At 47.3% G+C, this 20564-nt stretch carries 21 protein-coding genes; 18 read left to right on the forward strand and 3 right to left on the reverse strand.

Annotated elements, in window-relative coordinates; translation table 11 throughout:
* Positions 1-40 precede the first annotated feature (40 nt).
* The 4 genes from BUA56_RS13915 to BUA56_RS13930 all read left to right on the forward strand — a co-directional run bounded on the left by BUA56_RS13915 (position 41) and on the right by BUA56_RS13930 (position 7870).
* A complete protein-coding gene (locus BUA56_RS13915; protein ID WP_072852755.1) occupies positions 41-1633 on the forward strand; it encodes an L-serine ammonia-lyase, iron-sulfur-dependent, subunit alpha in 1593 nt (530 codons plus the stop codon).
* 246 nt (positions 1634-1879) lie between these two features.
* Positions 1880-2875 carry a DUF4003 family protein gene (locus tag BUA56_RS13920; RefSeq protein ID WP_072852757.1) on the forward strand — a complete coding sequence of 332 codons (996 nt, stop codon included), beginning with the start codon at positions 1880-1882 and terminating at the stop codon, positions 2873-2875.
* A 70-nt stretch (positions 2876-2945) separates the two neighbouring features.
* Positions 2946-6125 carry a bacterial Ig-like domain-containing protein gene (locus BUA56_RS23880; RefSeq protein WP_072852758.1) on the forward strand — a complete coding sequence of 1060 codons (3180 nt, stop codon included), beginning with the start codon at positions 2946-2948 and terminating at the stop codon, positions 6123-6125.
* A 107-nt stretch (positions 6126-6232) separates the two neighbouring features.
* Positions 6233-7870: a Na/Pi cotransporter family protein gene (locus tag BUA56_RS13930; RefSeq protein WP_072852760.1), complete on the forward strand. Its 1638-nt coding sequence runs from the start codon at positions 6233-6235 to the stop codon at positions 7868-7870.
* Between the two features lie 10 nt (positions 7871-7880).
* On the opposite strand, the gene BUA56_RS13935 is transcribed toward BUA56_RS13930, so the two are convergent.
* Positions 7881-9056 (reverse strand): macrolide family glycosyltransferase, encoded by a 1176-nt coding sequence (locus tag BUA56_RS13935; RefSeq protein ID WP_072852762.1) that lies wholly within the window; start codon positions 9054-9056, stop codon positions 7881-7883.
* Positions 9057-9515 carry a helix-turn-helix domain-containing protein gene (locus BUA56_RS13940; protein ID WP_423241199.1) on the reverse strand — a complete coding sequence of 153 codons (459 nt, stop codon included), beginning with the start codon at positions 9513-9515 and terminating at the stop codon, positions 9057-9059.
* Positions 9516-9665: 150 nt separating this feature from the next.
* Between BUA56_RS13940 and BUA56_RS13945 the strand changes: the two genes are divergently transcribed.
* From BUA56_RS13945 to BUA56_RS13960, 4 genes are all read left to right on the forward strand, one after another.
* Positions 9666-10484 (forward strand): MerR family transcriptional regulator, encoded by an 819-nt coding sequence (locus BUA56_RS13945; protein ID WP_072852764.1) that lies wholly within the window; start codon positions 9666-9668, stop codon positions 10482-10484.
* A gap of 133 nt (positions 10485-10617) precedes the next feature.
* Positions 10618-11097 carry an NADH-quinone oxidoreductase subunit NuoE family protein gene (locus BUA56_RS13950; RefSeq protein ID WP_072852767.1) on the forward strand — a complete coding sequence of 160 codons (480 nt, stop codon included), beginning with the start codon at positions 10618-10620 and terminating at the stop codon, positions 11095-11097.
* 161 nt (positions 11098-11258) lie between these two features.
* Positions 11259-11801 carry a DUF6323 family protein gene (locus BUA56_RS13955; RefSeq protein WP_072852769.1) on the forward strand — a complete coding sequence of 181 codons (543 nt, stop codon included), beginning with the start codon at positions 11259-11261 and terminating at the stop codon, positions 11799-11801.
* A gap of 17 nt (positions 11802-11818) precedes the next feature.
* Entirely contained in the window at positions 11819-12658 is an 840-nt protein-coding gene (locus BUA56_RS13960) for a DUF6179 domain-containing protein (protein WP_072852771.1), read from the forward strand.
* Here the strand turns inward: BUA56_RS13960 and BUA56_RS13965 are convergent.
* Positions 12632-13297 (reverse strand): trimeric intracellular cation channel family protein, encoded by a 666-nt coding sequence (locus BUA56_RS13965; RefSeq protein WP_072852773.1) that lies wholly within the window; start codon positions 13295-13297, stop codon positions 12632-12634. The genes BUA56_RS13960 and BUA56_RS13965 overlap by 27 nt on opposite strands.
* A gap of 208 nt (positions 13298-13505) precedes the next feature.
* On the opposite strand from BUA56_RS13965, the gene BUA56_RS13970 reads away from it, so the two are divergent.
* The 10 genes from BUA56_RS13970 (at position 13506) to BUA56_RS14015 (ending at position 20549) form a co-directional block, all read left to right on the forward strand.
* Positions 13506-14057, forward strand: coding sequence for a DUF2284 domain-containing protein (locus BUA56_RS13970; protein ID WP_072852774.1), 552 nt, complete (start codon positions 13506-13508; stop codon positions 14055-14057).
* A 21-nt stretch (positions 14058-14078) separates the two neighbouring features.
* Positions 14079-14357: a YabP/YqfC family sporulation protein gene (locus tag BUA56_RS13975; protein ID WP_072852776.1), complete on the forward strand. Its 279-nt coding sequence runs from the start codon at positions 14079-14081 to the stop codon at positions 14355-14357.
* 15 nt (positions 14358-14372) lie between these two features.
* Positions 14373-15611, forward strand: a complete 1239-nt coding sequence (gene yqfD / locus BUA56_RS13980; RefSeq protein WP_072852778.1) for a sporulation protein YqfD — start codon at positions 14373-14375, stop codon at positions 15609-15611.
* Positions 15604-16602 (forward strand): PhoH family protein, encoded by a 999-nt coding sequence (locus BUA56_RS13985; protein ID WP_072852780.1) that lies wholly within the window; start codon positions 15604-15606, stop codon positions 16600-16602. Before yqfD ends, BUA56_RS13985 begins: the two co-directional genes overlap by 8 nt.
* An 18-nt stretch (positions 16603-16620) precedes the next feature.
* Entirely contained in the window at positions 16621-17118 is a 498-nt protein-coding gene (gene ybeY, locus BUA56_RS13990; RefSeq protein WP_072852782.1) for an rRNA maturation RNase YbeY, read from the forward strand.
* 14 nt (positions 17119-17132) lie between these two features.
* On the forward strand, positions 17133-18290 hold the full coding sequence (locus BUA56_RS13995; protein WP_072852784.1) for a DUF3048 domain-containing protein: 1158 nt from the start codon (positions 17133-17135) through the stop codon (positions 18288-18290).
* 60 nt (positions 18291-18350) lie between these two features.
* Positions 18351-18833, forward strand: coding sequence for a hypothetical protein (locus BUA56_RS14000; protein ID WP_072852786.1), 483 nt, complete (start codon positions 18351-18353; stop codon positions 18831-18833).
* Positions 18834-18936: 103 nt separating this feature from the next.
* Positions 18937-19782 carry a glutamate 5-kinase gene (gene proB, locus BUA56_RS14005; protein ID WP_072852788.1) on the forward strand — a complete coding sequence of 282 codons (846 nt, stop codon included), beginning with the start codon at positions 18937-18939 and terminating at the stop codon, positions 19780-19782.
* Positions 19783-19801: 19 nt separating this feature from the next.
* Positions 19802-20023 carry a DUF896 domain-containing protein gene (locus tag BUA56_RS14010; protein ID WP_072852790.1) on the forward strand — a complete coding sequence of 74 codons (222 nt, stop codon included), beginning with the start codon at positions 19802-19804 and terminating at the stop codon, positions 20021-20023.
* Positions 20001-20549 (forward strand): 5-formyltetrahydrofolate cyclo-ligase, encoded by a 549-nt coding sequence (locus tag BUA56_RS14015; protein WP_072852792.1) that lies wholly within the window; start codon positions 20001-20003, stop codon positions 20547-20549. Before BUA56_RS14010 ends, BUA56_RS14015 begins: the two co-directional genes overlap by 23 nt.
* Positions 20550-20564: the final 15 nt, after the last annotated feature.

Genomic DNA, 20564 nt, shown 5'->3' on the forward strand with positions numbered 1-20564 from the left:
AAAGCTTAAAATATACGTAAGAGTTTAAAAGGAGGATAACATGGATACTTATTATGCAAGTATATTTAACGAGGTGTTTGGACCCATTATGGTTGGCACGTCAAGTTCGCATACTGCAGGCCCGTATCGAATTGGAGCTACTGCCCGTATGCTGCTGGGAGGGAATATTCAGCAGGCAAGAATTTCATTTGACCCCAACAGTTCGTATGCAGCCTATTATAAATTACAGTGGTCGGACAGAGGGTTCACAGCCGGGCTGCTGGGGATTGAGATAGACAGCGAGGAGATGACAGATGCACTGGACATTGCCCGTGAGAAAGGGGTAGAGATTCAGTTTGTGAAAGAGCCGAAGGAGAACAAACAGCCGAATTATGCCTGCTTGGAATTGACAGGAGAAAATGGAGACAAGATGACGCTGGGCACTACCTCCATTGGCGGCGGAGCCATAGAGATTGTGGAGATTGACCAATGCCCCATTTGTATAAAAGGTGACTTTAACACGCTTTTTCTCTATCTGGAAAAGGATGCGCAAAATAATGTGATTGAAAAACAGGCGTCGGAAATTATTCCGGATGAATGCAGAATAAAAGAGAGTATAGGAAAGAACAGAAAAATTCTTTATCTGGAGACCAGGGCAGAGCTGGATGAGGCACAGCTGCATGCATTTTCCGGGCTGCAAGGTGTTTCCTGCGTGAGGTATGCAGAACATGTACTTCCGGTTTTATCCCGCTTCCGGTATGACAATATCCCCTTTAAAACAGCGGCAGAGGCGCTGGAATATGGGAAGGCACATAACATTGACAGTGCCGGCGAACTGGGGATCGCTTATGAGATGGCACGCAGCGGCTATACCCGTGAAAAGGTTATAGATATTATGAAAAACATTATCAGAGTTATGAGGGAATCTGTAAAGAGAGGAATAGAAACCATTACGGATGAAAAGGTAGGAGGACTTTACCCCTTACAGGCTGCACAAATGTACCGGAAGATCCGGGAGAAGAACATTAAGATGGCTGATCTTGGTGTGCTAAATGACATTGCATGCGTGGCCATCGGAGTTCTGGAATCTGTGGAAGTAGAACGGCCCGGTGCGGTTGTAGCATCCCCCACGGTTGGTTCGGTGGGAATTCTTCCGGCGGCAGTTGTCTATCTGGGGGACTATATGAAACTGGGTGAAGAGGAAATAGCCAAGGCAATGTTTGCTGCCGGAAGCGTTGGTATCTTCGTCGCCCATCAGGCTACCTTCGGAGGGGAGGTGGCAGGATGCCAGGCAGAGTGCGGTTCAGCAAGTGCCATGGCTTCAGCAGGCGTGGTTGAACTGATGGGGGGAAGCGCCCGGCAGGCGTTTATGGCTGCGACTGTAACGCTTCAGAATATATTAGGTTTAATCTGTGATGCCGTATCAGTAGGATATGAGCCCTGCAATGCCAGGAATGCTATGGCTGTGTCCAATGCGATTTCTACGGCCAATTTGGTCTTATGCGGTTTCTCTGTACAGATTCCGCTGGATGAGACCATAGAAACAATGAACCGCGTGGGCGGACAGCTCCCTGCGTGTCTAAAAGGAACGTACGGAGGGCTCTGCTGTACTCCCACAGGACAAAAAATTGCGGATTTTTGTGAGAATCGGTAAATGTCAGGGGCTGCGGCACTATATAAGTGCGGCAGCCTCTGTTTGGGAAGAGAGAAAATAAAATATTTCTAGTTTACTATGTCAAAACTAGTGAAATTGATGCAGTTATCTTGTATAATGAATTGTAAAAACAATGTTAAATCCATGTAAATGAAATGATACCCTCTTTTTTTCGAATCTAAGCCACGTAAAGTAAGGCGGTAATGCCAGGGCGGGAATTCGGAGAGCGGGCATAGGAGAACTCATATGAATCAGGCAATGAAGAGCAGATGCGAATTATTTGTACAGAACAGAAATGAAATCCGTAGCCGTTTCGGCTGGGAGAGCAGTTATATGTATCCACTGTCCGCAAGCATTTTTACAGGCAGAAATATGCCGGTCAATATTGAGCGGATGGAGGAATGCAAAAAGCTGTTAATGCAGGAGACAGGACCCTTCTCCAATTTTCGGGGTATCTCCAGGTTAGCGATTATATCTCTGCTGGCGGCAGATGCGGACCCGGAGAGGAGACTTAAAAACTCCCTGAGAGCTTACGGGGAGTTAAAAAATGAATTCTATTCCTCCCCATATCTGCCTGTTACAGCGATTATTACAGCTGACATGGTCCAGCCGGAGGAATACAGCGAGGTTGCCCGGCGTACCAGGCGTATCTATGACCTTATGAAAAAAGAACATCCGCTTTTGACCTCCGGCGAGGACAGCAGTATGGCGGTACTGCTTGCCTTGTCTAATAAGGATGAAAGACTGGCGGTAGAAGAGATGGAAGAGTCTTACAAAGTACTTAGAGAACATTTTTTTTCCGGAAATGCCGTTCAGTCCCTGAGCCATGTGCTGACTCTCGGAGAGGGAACTCCCGGGGCTAAATGCCGCAAATCTATTGAGCTTTTTGAAAAACTTAAATCCGCCGGCTGCAGATACGGTACAGGATATGAGCTGCCTACTCTGGGAATATTGGCCCTTTTGGATGCCGGAACCGAGCAGATAGCTTCAGAGGCTGCGGAGGTGAACGACTACCTGAAGACCCAGAAAGGTTTCGGGGCTTTTGGAATTGGAGCAAAACAGCGTGTGATGTATGCCGGAATGCTGGTTGCAGATGAACATATGACAGGGGAAACGAAAGCTCTGAATACAGCGGCAATAAGCGGAACCATTTCCATCATTGCTGCGCAGGAAGCGGCGCTGCTGGCTGCTATTGCGGCGAGCACTGCTGCCGCGTCCGCTTCATCCGGCGCAAGTGATTAGGTAAAGAGGCCGATGATGACAGAATAAATCAAAAAACGGCCGGAAAAGCGTGATAGACAGGAGGTTATCTATGAAAAAGAAAACGAAAACAGCAGTCTGTCTGCTGATACTCACATTGCTGTCAGGCAGCCTGTTATCGCCTGTCTGTACATCAGCCGCCTCCCGGAAGGAGGAAGTCAGAGAATTTGCTAATCTGGTTGTATTTGTACAGTTTGAACCTCTCACTGAAAAGAACTTTGTAAAAGATAAAGCCGAAGAAATATTTAAACTGTGGGAGGATCCGGGATACGGCACTTCTCTCTCCAGTTACCTTACTGAGATTTCTTACGGAAAATTCCAGGTACATAATATTTTTCCCCAGTATGACGGCGGCTCTTTTACTCCTTATGTGATTCCGCCGGAGTCGTCTTCTGATGAATATTCTCTGGTTGATTATGTAATCAATCAGATCCAGACATCAGAGGCTCTGGATTACGATGGGGACGGAACGGTGGACAATCTGGTAATTGTGGCAGATAAGCCCTTTTCTGATGATCGGGGGAACCCTTTTTATTCCCACAAGGCTAATTATGACGGCAGCGGGACCATCGGAGGAAAGGAAGTCTTTTCTTACAATATGCTGAACGGATACAGTGTATTTGAGGACAGCATAAGCAGGGAGGGCGTTATCTGCCACGAATTTCTGCACTCCATAGGATTTCCCGACTTATACAGAGACAGTGCGTCAGATGACAGTCCGGTGGGTACCTGGGATCTTATGGCAAGCTCTTCCATCTATCTTCAGTATCCGCTTGCTTACCTGCGCCAGTCTGTCGCCGGCTGGACGCAAATAGATACTATTACGGAATCTGCACAGGGATTGATTTTGGACACCCAGACAAATGCGGAAGGAACTCATGCATATATTCTGAAGTCCCCTCTTTCCTCCAACGAATTTTTTGTGGTGGAATACAGGAAAAAGCCGGTTTATGATTTCAGCAGCAAGCCTTTGGATATTAAGATTCCTGGAAGCGGACTGATTATCTACCGCGTAAATACCAAGGTTGCCGGTCTGACAAATTTTGCTTCCAGGGATGACGGTGTCTACATTTTTCGGCCGGGCGTGACAGATGAACAGTATTGTTCCAAAGATCTCAGTCAGTCTTTTCTGTCTGCGGCTCCGGAGATAAACCGCACGTCCTTTGGATCTGCCGATTTTACAAGAACCATTGCAGACAATACGCCGGAAGAAAGTATAATAAGCTTTTCGGATGGAAGTAATTCAGGAATTGTAATAAAAAATGTGAGTGCCGGAGGGGGAGAGAGCATTACCTTTGACGTTGAATTCGGGGACCCCGGGGAACTGGAGCTGTGGGACACCTGCGGCATGGATACAGATTTCGCTTTCACCTCCCAGCTCTCTGCCGCTATTCATTCATCCGATGATATCTATGCTGTCCATGACGATGAAGAAACTGTGTATCTGTCCCATTGGGATAATAGCAGCTGGAGCAAAGCCGCTCCCGGACTCCAGGCGGCCGCAGCCGGAAGCGAACGGCTGTTATTTTACAGGGATATCCCCTGCATATTGTATACCAGCCAGAGGGACGGAAGCAGCACCCTTTTTGCTGCTATGTTCATAAATGGCAGCTGGGAAACTATACCATTAGCGTCCAACGTATATAACAGAGACTACCAGGCCGCTGCCGCCGGAGACAGTCTATACATTTCCTATACGGATACGCTGGAGGAAACCCCGGATCTGAAGCTAATAAGATTTCAGCCCGAAAGCAGAGAGGTTATCTCTGTAAGTCTGGGGGAGAGATATAATCCATCCATACAGGCGGAGGGTGACACCGCATATCTGGCGGCCCGCTCTTTTCCGGACAACCAGATTTCTGTATATAAAATAGCAGGTGATACATCTATAGAAGAACTGCCGGCACCTGAAGCTGCATCCAGTATCTTTGCGGTTTCTCCTGGGGAGGAAGGGTCGGTTTACCTCTGTGCGGCTATTGACGGCGGAGATGGACAGACACTTCAGGCATACCGGTTTTCTGAAGGAAACTGGTATGCGGCAGGTGATTTTGCAATGACAGCACGTGGAATCGTTTGTGATTTGACGGTGGCCGGAGGGATTCCGTATGCGGCAGTTATGCAGGCTTCCTCTGGTGAGAGCTGCAAAGTCTCCGTGTATCGGTATAAGGATGCTGTATGGGAACCCTTTGGAGGCGCGGTGGATCGTTCGGTAGATACCGCCTCTTATCCTGAGGTCGCTCTTCATACAGATAATGAATATATCTATATAGCATATACCAATTATCCCGGCGCTTTTTTGAAAAAAAAGAAACTGGAGGAGTCTTCCGGCACAGACGTACCGGATCCCACGGAGAATCCAGTGGTGAGGATTACCTGCATTCCTCCGGCCAAAAGGCAATATGAGACAGGGGAACAGCTGGATACATCAGGGATGGCAGTACAGGCAGTTCTGGCGGATAATACAGTCATGGCTCTGAATGATTCCCAGTATCGAATCTCAGGCTTTGACTCTTCCCGCACAGGCAGTCAAACCATAAAAGTTTCTTACAGTGAAAATATATACTGTTATTTTACTGTGAGTATTGCTGAAAAGACAGTGGTTCCGCCTCCTGCAAAAAAAGAGGGATGGGTACAAAACAGTGAGGGCTGGAGGTATCTGTATGCGGACGGTACGTATCCTATTTCCCGCTGGGCGCTGATTGAAGACCGATGGTATTATTTTAATAATCGCGGCTGCAGGCAAACCGGGTGGCTGAAGCTAGGGAACACCTGGTATTACCTGAAGGAGAGCGGAGCAATGGCCACGGGCTGGCTGAAGCTAGGGAACACCTGGTATTACCTGAAAGAAAGCGGAGCGATGGCCACGGGCTGGCTGAAGCTAGGGAACACCTGGTATTACCTGAAAGAGAGCGGAGCGATGGCCACGGGCTGGCTGAAGCTAGGGAACACCTGGTATTACCTGAAAGGAAGCGGAGCAATGGCCACAGGCTGGCTGAAGCTAGGGAACACCTGGTATTACCTGAAAGGAAGCGGAGCAATGGCCACGGGCTGGCTGAAGCTAGGGAACACCTGGTATTACCTGAAAGGAAGCGGAGCGATGGCCGCAGGCTGGCTGAAGCTTGGAAGTACCTGGTATTACCTGAAGGAGAGCGGAGCAATGGCCACAGGCTGGTTACAGATTGGAAAAAGCCGTTATTATTTTAATGCCGGAGGTGCCTGGATTCCAAGGTGAACCTCCGGCTGTATGCCGGCCGTACTTTACAGCGGCTGTTCCGGATTATAATACCTGGTCAGGAGCTGTGAAATGCGGCAATTCTTGTTAAAACTAAGGAGAAAATGATGGAATTACTTTTGACGTTATTAGGCGGACTTGGTCTGTTTTTATTTGGTATGAATTTTATGAGCCAGGGGCTGCAGAAGGCAGCCGGGGCAAAACTAAGGAATATACTGGAGGCCATGACCAAGAATAAAATGATAGCGGTTTTTTTTGGCGCACTTTTTACTGCAATTATCCAGTCCTCAGGAGCAACTACGGTTATGGTTGTCAGCTTTGTCAACGCCGGAATCATGTCGCTTGCTCAGTCTGTGGGAATCATCTTTGGCGCAAATATCGGTACAACTATCACTTCTCAGCTGGTTGCTTTTAATCTCACAGGGGTTGCCCCATTTATCTTGTTTGTAGGCGCCGTATTTATGATGTTCGGCAGAAAACCCATGGTAAAAAAAATAGGGGAAGTTATTCTGGGATTCGGGGCACTGTTTATGGGGATCAGTATGATGAAGGATGCTATGGCAGGACTTAGACAGTATCAGACGGTACTGCAGGTCCTTGGCAGCCTGGATAACCCGCTGCTTGGGATTCTGCTGGGCACTGTTCTGACTGTGATTGTGCAGAGCTCTTCTGTAACGGTAAGTATTCTGCTTCTAATGGCAAGCCAGGGACTAGTGGGACTCCCAGTATGTTTTTATGTGATTTTAGGCTGTAATATCGGCTCCTGTACGCCGGCGGTCCTGGCCTGTCTGGAAGCAAAAAAAGATGCCCAGAGGGCGGCACTCATTCATGTATTATTCAATGTCTTCGGCATGATTATTATCGGGGGGCTGCTTGTCTTTGGCATGCAGTATTTTGAACCTTTTATCCTGAAAATTTCGGGTTCCGATGTGGGAAGATGCGTGGCAAATGCAGATACTTTTTATAAGACCTTTCAGACACTTTTGTTTTTGCCCCTCTCCACGCAGTTTGTGAAGCTGACAAAACGGCTGATTCCCGGCGAAGATAAGGAGAGCGAGGGCTATCAGCTTCTTTACATCGGAAAGCAGAATATCTTTTCTCCGTCTACTGCCGTGGTAGAGACGACACAGGAAATTGAGCGTATGGCAGTTCTCACCAAGGGGAATCTCAGCCTTTCCATGGAAGCTTTTTTTGACGGAAATGAAGACAAGATCAGCAGGGTATATGAAACGGAAAAGCAGATAGACTTTTTAAGCCGGGAAATTACGGATTATCTGGTGCGCATCAATCAGCTGCAGCTGCCGGTGGCAGATGCTGAGCGGATCGGAGGATTGTTTCATGTGGTCAGTGATATTGAACGGATTGGGGACCATGCGGAAAATATTGCAGATGCGGCGGTAAAATGCAGAGAAGACGGCATTACATTTACCGAGAAGGGAGAGAAGGAAATTCTGGTAATGCACGGGAAGGCCATGGAGATTCTGGAAAAGTCTATGGAAATGTTTACTTCTTTGGATCCCAGGAATCTTCCCGATATTCTGGAGCTTGAGGACAGCATTGATCATATGGAGCGGGAGCTGCAGGAGAACCATGTAAGGCGGATGGCGAAGGGAACCTGTTCTCCCATGGCGGGTATTATTTTCACGGATCTGGTGACCGGCCTGGAGCGTGTGGCCGATCATGCAACTAATATTGCTTTTTCTATCCTGGAAAAAGACCCGGAGGAAGAGAAGCAGTACATATAAGGTTACAGGATTAACGGGACCTGTTCATCACTTCGCAGACGGTATCTGCTGCTTTCGCAGCCCCGCCTGCCCGGGAGAAGCTGTCTGCCAGTTTTTGTGCACAGACTTTGAACCGGTCATTGCCAAGCACTTCCCGGACAGCGCTTTTCAGATCTTCAGAACGGGAGTGTTTCAGAGGAATGCCGGCCCCGGCAGCGGCAGCCTGGGCTGCCACAAGGCGCTGTTTCTCCTGCTGCGGGCAGAGCACCATAGGGACTCCGTAGTACAGACTCTCGTTTACGCTGTTCATGCCGCAGTGGGTAATAAAGACATCGGTATTCTGCAGAACCCGGATCTGATCTACGCTCCGAAAAATATGGAAGTGTTCCGGAACCTGGTAAAAAGAGGAGATATCTGTTTTTTCGCCCACAGACATCACTATGTCCAGATTTTCTTTGCGAAACGCCTCAATACAGTTTTGATAGAATCGCCGGTTCCTATTATTCACGGTACCTAAGGAGATATAGACACGCTGTCTTGTTCTGTTGTCGGGAGGGACGGAGATATGGTCAATGGAAGGTCCCACAAAGGCATACCGTTGGGAAAAGAGTTCTGCCATGGGCTGGAATTCTTTTGAGGTATAGACAATGGTGTCTGTATGGTTGTCGTTCTGTATGATGGAGATAAAATTCTCAATGGGGAATCCATTCCGGCGCAGCTGGGAAATTTTCCGGTTGATCCGGGGCATTCCGGTCAGAAGGCGCAGGGTTTCCGGCAGAGTTCCCTTCATCAGCTTGGCTGTATGTTCATTGAAGGCAAAGGTTGTGGTAGAGCACACCCAGGGAATGGCAAGCTTCCTGGCAAACAATTTTCCCCAGAAACACAGGGAATCAGTTACAATACAGTCAGGAGCTATATGGGTGAGCTCCCGGCAGACTTGTTCATTCAGAGCTATAGTAGTGTCGGCGACCATCTCGATAAGGGCAGCAAAATCTTTTCCGATCTTTTTTTCGTCGGAGGACTTCAGCTCGGGCAAAGCATGATCACAGGGGATAAAATGGGCTCCTGTATCCTCAATTTTTTCCCGGAAAGGTGCAAAAGAATAATACCATACCTCGTGTCCCCGTTTTACCAGCTCCCGCACAACTGCTATGGTGGGGTTGGTATGTCCGTAAGCCGGAATACAAAAATATACTACTTTTCCCATCTATGTTTCCTCCTCTGTGATATCGCTGCACGCAACCCCCATCCTGCCTACGAATTTCATCAGCTCTCTCTGATGGACAATGCCCAGTCCCCGTTCTTCATCGCCCAGTATTAAGAGTTGATCTTCCGGACGGATGTGAAAGATTTCTCTGGCTTTTTTGGGTATTACGATTTGGCCTCTCTCCCCTACTGTGACAGCTCCGAAAAAATATTTTCCTTTCATGGGAATCACAAGGCCGGAGTCTTCTTCCGAATGGTGAACGAGGTTATCAATTGTGACTCCGAATATTTCCGCCAGTTTTGCACAGCTTATCATATCAGGCATAGATTCCCCTGATTCCCACTTGGCCACTGACTGTCTGGAGACGGAGAGCATTTCCGCAACCTCCTCCTGGGTATATTGATGCAGTTTTCTTAATCTATTTAGATTGGTTCCAATCATATTTTTCATATTTATCATGCCTTTCATTTTTCCTACATTGTAGTTCTTTTTTGATTTAATGTCTATCAACGAATGATAACATTGATGTTATTTCCAGTTGACTCTCTCACAGTGTTATACTCTATACTGACAGTGAGCTCAAAAACACATATATGTGGAGGTAGAAACATGCTGAAAATAGGAGATTTTTCAAAACTGTCAAGGATAAGTATACGGATGCTGCGCCATTACGATCAGATAGGCCTTCTGACCCCTGCCAGTACAGACCAATTTACCGGTTATCGCTATTACAGCGAGACACAGCTTCCTGTGGCCGGCCGGATTGCGGCACTGAAGGATATGGGATTTGGCCTCACTGCCATTGCAGAGCTGCTGAAGAATTACCATGATCCAGAGGCGCTGAAGCAATATCTGGAGATAAAGCAGCTTGAAGTGCAGGAACAGGCAGAAGAGGCAAAGCGCCGTCTGCAGCTCCTTGATGCAGCCATTAGGAGGCTGGGAAAGGATGAACTTATGATGAATTATGATGTGACAAAAAAAATAATGCCGAAGAGATATGTAGCAAGCGTGAGAATGGTAATACCTGCGTATCATCAGGAACATATTTTGTGGAATACCTTATACAAAGAGACTGCTTCCATGAATCTCCAGGAAGAGGAGCCCTGCTGCGGCCTTGCCCTGTTTCACGACGAAGGATTCAGTGACGGAGAGGTGGATGTAGAAATACAGCTTCAGGTAAAGGGAAACTATAAAGATACCGAACATGTGAAATTCAAAACAGTGGATGTCTTTGAAATTGCATCCGCCACTTATCAGGGGAGCTACGAAAAAATCACAGAGGTGAATGAAGCTGTGGCTAAATGGCTGTGCGACAACGGATATGAGATCAGCGGGCCTTCTTTCTGCATCTACCATGTAAGTCCCGCACAGACGCAGAATCCGGAAGAATTGGTCACAGAGGTCTGCTATCCCATCCAGCAAAAATAATACTCTGACATTAGTGTCCTGTCCGAACAGTTCCGGGGCATACACTTTAAAATTCAGGGCAAGCTATCTCTGAGGAGTGACATCCCGCAGAGTACTTGCCGGCTATTGCCCGGGCAATGACAGGAGAATGATAATGAAAGAAACCAAACATGAAGCAGAGCAGCAGCTTGAGGAAATTCTGGAGTATTACAGCAGTCTGGAGAACAGAGGAGAGCAGAATACAATAAAAGAAATGCTCTGGGAGCTCCAGGAGGCCTACGGCAGTATCCCTGTCTGGCTGAGTGAGCGGGCAGCAAAGGCGGCTGGAGTCAAGCTGTCCTTTATCCGGGTGCTGCTTCGTCTCTCTCCTTCTCTAAAAGAGATCCCTTACTCTCATGAAATACTTATCTGCACGGGAGAGCGGTGCCACAGGAAGGGAAGCAAAGACCTTCTTGCCATACTAAAAAAAGAGCTTCAGATTGGAAAAAATGGTGTCTCCAAAGACGGAAGCATGTATCTCAGGACGCAAAACTGCCTGAAGCACTGCAGAACAGCCCCCAATGCTGTGATTGATGGTGAGTGGTATTATGGGCGGTCTCCAGAGGAGATTCTGGAAGTGATTAGAAATCTGTGACAATTCACGCATAGAAGTACCAACAGAAAAAAGAGGCAGTAACCATACGGTTCTGCCTCTTTTCTGTTATTATATTACCACAAAACGGGCAATTTTTCAAGTCTTGCAATCCTCCTTGCACGGCCGTATAATTAGCTCCACCTATAGAAAGGAGTGGTACTGTGACAGAGAATATATTTGCTTTATGGCAGGTGCAGAAGCAGAAAGAAGAAACACGCCTGATTCTGGACTGTAACAAGACAACCCAGTCTTTTGGTCTTTCTCTTTCAGCAGAAGAGGCAAAGGAACTGATAGTTTGCAGAAATAGGAGCCTGAAAACTTATCAGAGGGTGGAACTGGGCGGCGGAATCCTGGATAAGCTTATCTATACCTTCTGTGACTCTGCTTTTATTACTTCTGATACCTATGGAAGCACACTGGCCAGACTTCAGGATATCTTTTACCGTTTTAAGAACGAGTCCCTGGATAAACTGGCAGATGACGAACTGCTGGAATTTATGAAAGACACCTTTGAGAACATATGCTTCGGAGATTTAGACTACCTGGAGTCTACCTGTCTGGAACGGTTTGCACGGGCCATACGCTGTGGATACGATGGGCATCTGGCGTCCGGCGGCAGCGGTGAATATGAAGAATTCAGCGAGGAAGAACGGTGGGACAGTGAACTGTATCTCGAGGCTCTGAGGGATCTGGCCTGGCGATAGCCCATGAAAGGAGTACTATGATATATACAGCGGAAGAAATATTGCCTGTGGTTTCGTATCTGATTGACAAATACACCAGCAAGGAGAGCAGCTCTGTGCCCTATGAAACTGCCCGGAGCCTGATGGAAGCAGTAGTTTACTGCATCAGGGAACTGGAACAATCTTCTTACAATTCTCTGGCCGGTGAACATCAACTGACGGCAAGAGCCGCTTATGAAGCCGGCTATGAAGCGGTTATCCATAAAGTATGGCGGACAAAAGAGCTTTATGAGAAGATGACAGAGAATTTCCTCTTTTACGGGTGCGCTAATTACAGAGACACTATTCAAACGGGCATGCCCCAGTTTTTTCTCAGGTACGATGCCCGGTTCTGTCCCCAGGACCATCTGCTTACACTGGACTACCCGCCGCTGTTTCTGGATTACAGACAGCAGGGAATTGATCTGGTTCATGAGTATCTGGGAAACCTTTTTCTGGAACAGAAGTTCCTCTCTTTGTTTTCCCCTGAAGCAGCAGAGTATCTGGTAAGGCAGCAGGAGGAACAAAACAAGGCCCCTTATATGGGAAACATAAGTGAACTGGTGCTTCTCAATGCCATTGGATGTTTCCTTACAGACTGTCCTCTGTATGAACCAGTCCTCTATGAGAAGCACGAGGAAGAGATCGCGGGTTATTTTTCGGAAGACACCCGGGAGCAGGCGGAGAGAAAGGCGGCAGGCATTATTAAGATTATCATCCGGGAGGCAGACACCCCCGGGATGACACAGTATTTTACGCGGATGAGCCGGGAGCTGGCGGCACGGATAAAAAACAGTCTGGCACACGGCACCTTATCTTCTGTCTTTACTTTTTCCTGAAGCTCTGGGCAGATTCCAGCGGTATCTGGTTGCCAGAAGGCGGATTATAACTACAAGAAAAGCACATAGCAGCATGGCGCTGTTTCCGGGAATGAGTTCCCGTAAAAAGATATAGCAGACGGCACCGATGATAGAAGCGCAGGCATAGAAATGCTTCCGGAGCACATAGGGAGTCTGGTTTGCCATAATATCCCGGAGCATTCCTCCTCCCACACCGGTGACAACGCCCAGAAAAGCCGCCAGAAACCGATAGTCTCCGTACCCGGCTTCTATGGCTGTGTTAATGCCTACAACGGTGAATGCGCCCAAACCTACCGCGTCAAAAATATTCATGACCTTTTCATAAGTGGATCGGTATCTGCCCTCCATAATTCTGGGATGAAAACGGATCACCAGAAAGAGCAGAAGTACCGTAATCAGGGACATCCATACATATACAGGATTGCGGAACAGACTGGGCGGAATATTGCCAATAGTAATATCCCTTATCATCCCCCCGCCTACCGCGGTTATGACTCCAAGTACAATAATTCCCAAAAGATCCAGGTTTTTTTCTATAGCCACCATGGCGCCGGAAGAGGCAAAAGCAATGGTGCCTGCGGCCTCCAGAGCAAAGAGCATTGTCCAGTGAATTTCCATCCGTACTTCCTCCCAAACTGTGTTACTAGCAGAATTATGATTACGTTCACACCATATCCGCACCTGGCAAATAGTCCCGGAGGGCAGCACTGTGTGAACAGTACCATTATTTTACCACAGGAGAAGTCTCAGAGCTACCGGTTCTTGCAGTTTTATAACAATTCAGATACAATAGCCTTAAGGTACAATGGAAGGAGATTTTTATACAATGAATATGGAAGCATTTGAGACTTTTATCAGCCAGTTTCCCATCTATCAATATGTGTTTATCCCCACAGAGGAGCTGGCGTTTTCTCCCAGAATCCGTACGATATGCCGGCAGGAATGCCAGCGGTATGGAACTACCTGGGCCTGTCCTCCCGGAGTAGGTACTCTGGAAGCGTGCCGGGAGCGGTGCCTGTCCTATCCCCAGTGTTTTTTCTTTTCCACAGTGGCCGAGGTCGCTGATATTATGAATATGGAGGAAACCCTGGGTACCAGGAGGGAACATGAGGATATTGTTGCACAAATAGAAGCCTGGATCAAAGAACAGGGGAACCGCTGCATGGCCCTGTCCACAGAATCCTGTGACATCTGTGACGAGTGTGCCTATCCCGACAGCCCCTGCCGTTTTCCGGAGCTGATGCACCCCTGTGTGGAAAGCCATGGAATTGTAGTGACTGAGCTGGCAGAGCGTTTTGAGATGGATTACACCATCGGCTACAATCAAATTCTCTGGTTTGGCATTATTTTCCTTGAGGATACATATATTAGAGAATAATAACCACAAGGGAGGCTTTTTGTGAAGCATAAGAAGCCTAAAAAATTAGCCGGCGACATAGTGAACACTCTGCAGATTCCAAGGGACTTGGCTTACCGCGATGTGGTGGTTACTATTGTGGGAAGTTCAGAGCTATACATAGAAAATTATAAAAGCATTTTGGAATATGAAGACTGGGGGATCCTGGTTCAGACAAAAAAAGGAAAAATCCGGGTGGAGGGAAGAAACCTGAAAATAGAGTATTATACCAGCGAAGAAATGAAGATACAGGGATGTATTCTTCACGTATATCACGAATAAACGGAGGTATGATATTTGAAAAAATGGAAATATTACGGAAAGGGTTATCTGCATATCCGGCTGATGAGCAAGGAACCGGAACGCTTTTTAAATCTGTGTGCCAATCATAATATTCCCATCTGGGATCTGACCCATGTGGAGAATTACTATGAAATGAATATAACGATTCAGGGCTTTTACCAGCTAAAGCCGCTTTGCAAAAAAACAAAGACCAGAATCATGATTAAGGGAAAATATGGACTGCCTTTCTTTTTTTACAAAAACAAAAAGAGAAAGGCCTTTTTTATTGGGATTGCCCTCTGTCTGTTCCTGCTCTACGGCATGTCTTTATATATCTGGAACATACATGTGGAGGGGAACCTGTCCAACAGTACCCAGTCCATTCTCCTCTATCTGGATGAGCTGGATGTCCATCACGGAATTGCCAAAAGAAAACTTGACTGCGCCTGGATATCTGCCCAGATACGAAAGGAATTTCCAGATATTATCTGGGTATCTACGAAGATTCAGGGGACGCGGCTGATTCTCCATGTGCAGGAAAATACAGACCGGTATGTGGAGGAGGAGGCGGCAGATACCTCCCCCTGCGACCTTGTTGCTGAGAAGGGAGGCACCATTGTTTCAATGGTCACCCGCCAGGGAACGCCGCAGATGGCCAAAGGTGATGTATGCAAAGAAGGAGATATTCTTGTACTGGGCCGGCTGGATATAAAAGACGACAGCGGAGAGACGGCCCAGAGAGAGTATGTGCACTCCGATGCCGATATCTATGTGCGGACACAGTATCAGTATTACCAGGAGTTTCCGCTGTCCTACGATAAAAGGGTTTATACCGGGAAGACAAAAAAGCACTATATACTGCAAATAATGGACACTTACTTTTCCACCAGAGGGCGTGCTCCGTTTACGGATTACCACAGCGTATCATCTACGAACAGAGTGAAGCTTACGGAGAATTTTTATCTCCCCATCACGTACGGAACCATTACAGACTATGAATATACGCCGGAAACCTTAACATACACCAAGGCAGAGGCGGTTAAGAAGGCACAGCGGAAGCTTACTTCTTTTCTGGATAAATTATCTGAAAAAGGGGTAGAAATTTGTGACAATCGTGTTAAAATAGAGATAAATTCCACTTCCTGTATTTCAAAAGGATCCATCGAAGTGATAGAAAAGATAGGAAAGGAAGCTCCCACAGAAGTGGTGGCGCCTCCGGAAGCAGAAGAAAGGACAGCAGAAACGGATGAGTAATATCGTTGAAACCCTGATGGAAATACCCATCGATCATGAAAGAAATGTGTTCGGACAATTTGATGAGTACGTAAAAAAGATAGAAAAGACACTGAATGTAACCGTTATCTCAAGGGACGGCAATCTTAAGATTCTTGGGAGAGAACAGAATACCAGACAGGCGAAAAAGGTATTTGAGCAGCTCACAGAGCTTTCCAGAAGAGGGAATACTATAACGGAACAACAGGTAAACTATACCTTATCTCTTTCTTTTGAAGAGAAGGAGCAAAATGTTGTGGAGATCGACAGAGACTGTATCTGCCATACCATAAACGGACGCCCTATCAAGCCTAAAACCTTGGGGCAAAAGCAGTATGTGGATCAGATTCGGAAGAACATGATCGTATTCGGACTGGGCCCTGCAGGTACCGGTAAGACATATCTGGCCATGGCCATGGCAATCACAGCCTTCCGGAACAATGAAGTAAGCCGCATCATTCTCACCCGGCCGGCCATCGAAGCCGGGGAGAAGCTTGGCTTTTTGCCGGGAGATCTGCAGAGCAAGGTAGATCCTTATCTGCGCCCCCTCTACGATGCGCTGTACCAGATTATGGGGGCGGAAAGCTTTGCCAAGAATATGGAAAAAGGGCTGATTGAAGTAGCTCCCCTGGCGTATATGCGGGGGCGGACTCTGGACAATGCATTTATAATTCTGGACGAAGCACAGAATACTACGCCTGCGCAGATGAAGATGTTTTTGACACGCATTGGATTTGGCTCGAAAGTAATTGTCACAGGAGATCTCTCCCAGAAGGATCTCCCCAGCGGAGCCCGTTCAGGGCTGGATGTGGCCCTGCAGGTGCTGAAAAAGGTTGAGGGTATTTCCTTTTCCCAGCTGACCAGCAAGGATGTGGTTCGCCACCCGCTGGTGCAGAAGATTGTACAGGCCTATGATACGTATGAGAAAAGGCAGAAGCCACAAAAGAATACCCGCAGAGAACGGGAGAGATAAAGGACAGAGGATAAGCGTATGACATTAACAATAGAAAATGAACAGGAACAGGAAATTTCTTTTGATTTTGAGACGATTGCCAGGCAGGTTGCAGAGGCAGCTCTCGACCGGGAAGTGTGTCCCTATGAGGCGGAGATCGGCCTGGTTCTCACCGGCGCGGAAGAGATTCGCCGGGTAAACCGGGAGTTCAGAGGACTGGATAAGGAGACAGATGTTCTGTCTTTTCCCATGATCCCATTTTCATCTCCGGCAGACTATGGTATAATTGAAGCCATGGGAGATGACTGCTTTAATCCCGATACGGGGGAGCTTATGCTGGGAGATATCATGATATCTGTTCCCCGTATGAAGGAGCAGGCAGAGGCCTACGGACATACCCAGCTTCGAGAGTTTGCCTTTCTGATTGCTCACAGTATGCTGCACCTTTTGGGATATGATCATATGACCCCCGGGGAAGCAGCTGTAATGGAAGAAAAGCAGGAAGCAATCCTGTCCGGTTTACAAATCAAAAGATAAATGGAGGAAGTCACATGAAGCGTTATAAGGTGGTTTTGGCCTGTGTTCTTGCATCAGCAGTGCTGTTTGGATGCGGCAAGAAGGAAGAGCCGAAGGAACCGGAGGTAAAGGAAGAAGAACCTGTACAGGAGGAGGAGCCGGAAGAAATTGTTGAAGCAGAAGTGCCTGACAAGGAACAGATTCCAGACGGTATGGTAAAGAGTTACCTGACCGGAGAATACGTTTCTGAAGCCATCGGTACAAGGCGGCCGGTTGCCGTAATGCTCAACAATATCAAAAAAGCTGTTCCCCAGGCAGGAATAGCCAATGCCGGGGTAGTATACGAGGCGCCTGTAGAGGGAGGAATCACCCGTTTGATGGGGATCTTCGAGGACTACGACAACCTCACCAAAATAGGCTCTGTCAGAAGCTGCCGGGATTATTATATATATTATGCCCTGGAGTTTGATGCCATTTATGCCCACTACGGTCAGGCAGCGTATGCCCTGCCGTATCTGGACCTGGAGAATGTCAACAACTTAAGCGGACTATCGGGTTATGGAAGCCAGGTGTATTACCGGACAAAAGACAGAAAAGCTCCCCACAATGCCTATACAAGTTTTGAGGGCCTTCAAAAAGGAATAGAGATTAACGGATATACGCAGGAGTATTCTTCTGATTATACAGGACACTACCAGTTTGCCAAGGTAGGTGAGACTGTTTCTCTGGAGAACGCATCCCCTGCAGCTTATGTGAGACTGCACTATAAGGTTAATGACCCCTGGTTTGAGTATCACCAGGATGACGGTCTTTACTACCGTTTCCAGTATGGGGAACCGCAGATTGATGAACTGACCGGGGAACAATTAGCCTACAAGAATATTCTTATTGAGTATTCTCCCTGGGAATATTACCCGGATGGTTCTTATCTGAATGTGGATACCTTATCCGGGGGCAGCGGCAAGTATATTACCAACGGGCAGGCCATAGATGTGACCTGGACGAAAAATGGCAATGAATGGGGTCCCACCCGTTATTATGACGCATCCGGAAACGAGATTACGCTGAATACCGGAAAAACATGGGTATGTATTGTACAGGATACAGAAGCAGCCAATGTAGAAATCAATGACGGAACCGGTACAGAGCAGCCCGCTCCTTCAGAGGTGGACGAGAATCTGGACGCAGAATAGACGCAGCTGAATAATTAGCAAAATCTGGTCGATACTATAGTCAAAAAGGAGTGATATCTCATGCGTAAAGCATACTATAGTATCGGCATTTTTATTGCCGTATTCTTTCTAAGTGCAGGATTCTATACAAATTACCAGGTCAGTTCTCTCAAAGACAGGCTGATGGTCCTGAACCGCACCGTAGACAGGCTGAATGCCCAGGAGACGGATGCGTCCGGGAGCTTTCCCAGAAAGGATGCCCTGTATACCTTTGAAATCTACGATGCAGCTACCGGAAAGCTGGATCAGCAGCAATTTCAGGTGGTAAGCTATTCTTCTGACCATATAGTTTTAAGACAGAGTCAGGAGGAAGAGAAGAATTTTCTTATCAAAGATACTGATAATTCCGTAACCGTATATCTGGAGGACGGCGAGACGGTTTACGAATACACAGACATAGCCACAGACAGTCTCCCACAAGAGCTCCAGGCAGAAATTAAAGAAGGAAAGACCATCCCAACAGTGGACGAACTATACAGTTTTTTGGAGAATTACTCCAGCTGAACCGGGTCTTCTCTCTGTACTCCGGTCTAGACCGCGCTCCTCTGGACGAACAGAAAAAAATGTTGTAATATAAGAGCGATATGACTTTACAGGGAGAAAAGCTATGAATATACGTGAACGTTTAAAAGATAAAAAAAGAATTGTGATTAAGATAGGTTCCTCCTCTCTGACCCATGCAGAGACGGGGAGACTGAATCTCACAAAGATGGAAATTTTGGTAAGGGAATTAAGCGATCTTCACAATCAGGGGAAGGACATTGTGCTCGTCTCTTCCGGTGCAATCGCTGTGGGCAGCCGGGTAATGGGCATTGACAGAAAGCCGAATTCTGTATCGGAAAAGCAGGCATGTGCAGCGATTGGGCAGGCCCGTCTGATGATGATCTATCAGAAGCTTTTTTCTGAGTATAACCAAACCGCGGCCCAGGTGCTAATGACAAAGAACACTATGGTGGATAACCTGAACCGCCAGAATGCCAAGAATACGTTTAAGGAACTGCTGCACATGGGGGCAATCCCTATTGTCAACGAGAATGATACTATCTCTACCTATGAAATTGAATTCGGGGATAACGACAATCTCTCTGCCGTAGTTGCGGCTCTGATCGGAGCGGATCTTCTGATTTTGCTCTCAGATATTGACGGTTTATTTACCGATGATCCCAATGCAAATCCTAATGCACGTTTTATCGAGGTGGTTGAGACCATTGATGATACCTTACTGGGTATGGGCAAATCCAGCACCGGAAGCAATGTGGGGACCGGAGGGATGGCCACGAAGCTTTCCGCCGCTACCATAGCAACCAGTGCGGGGGCGGATATGGTGATCGCCAATGGAAAGGATTTCCATATTATTCACAAGATAATATCTGGCCGCAATCACGGCACCTTATTTCTGGCCAATGCCAAAGAAGAATTTTATCTGATAGACTATATAGAAAAATTATTGTAAAAGGAGAACACAGTAAACTATGGATCCAATGAAACTAAACCGAATCAATGAACTGGCAAGAAAGGCCAAAGCAGAAGGCCTCACGGATGCTGAGAGGGAAGAACAGGCTAAGCTTCGCCAGGAGTATATCGCACTGGTGCGGATGAATCTCAGATCTCAGCTTGATTCAATTGATTTGGTAGAAAAAGACGGAAGCGTCGTTAATCTGGGGGAAAAGTATGGAAGCAAAAAAGGTCATTAGAAAAGAGATATTTAAGAAGAGAAGTGAAGCGACAGAGGAACAGGTACTGGCAGACAGCCATTTGATTATGGAGAAGCTGTTTTTGCTCCCTGAATTCCAAGAAGCCTCCTGTATCTATGCGTATGCAGACTACAATCATGAGGTTTCCACAAAAGAGCTTATCACCCATGCCTGGGAAATGGGGAAAAAGGTGGCGGTACCGAAAGTACACGGCAAGGATATGATTTTTTACCAGCTGGACTCCTTTGATCAGCTGGAACCAGGATATTTTCAGATTCCGGAACCAGCCAGAGGGGAAGCCGTGGAGTGGGAGGACGCTCTGATGATAGTCCCGGGAGTTGCCTTTGACCGGGCGCGCCACCGGGTGGGGTACGGACAGGGATTCTATGACCGGTATCTCAGCAGGCACACCAAACATCCCACTGTTGCAGTGGCTTTTGATTTCCAGCTGGTGCCCGAAGCACCTTACGAAGAGACGGATATCCTTCCGGATAAACTGGTGACGGAAAAAGAGATCATAGAATAGCAGTAAGCAGGGGGA

The sequence above is a fragment of the Lactonifactor longoviformis DSM 17459 genome (genome assembly GCF_900129135.1).
Lineage (GTDB): Bacteria > Bacillota > Clostridia > Lachnospirales > Lachnospiraceae > Lactonifactor > Lactonifactor longoviformis.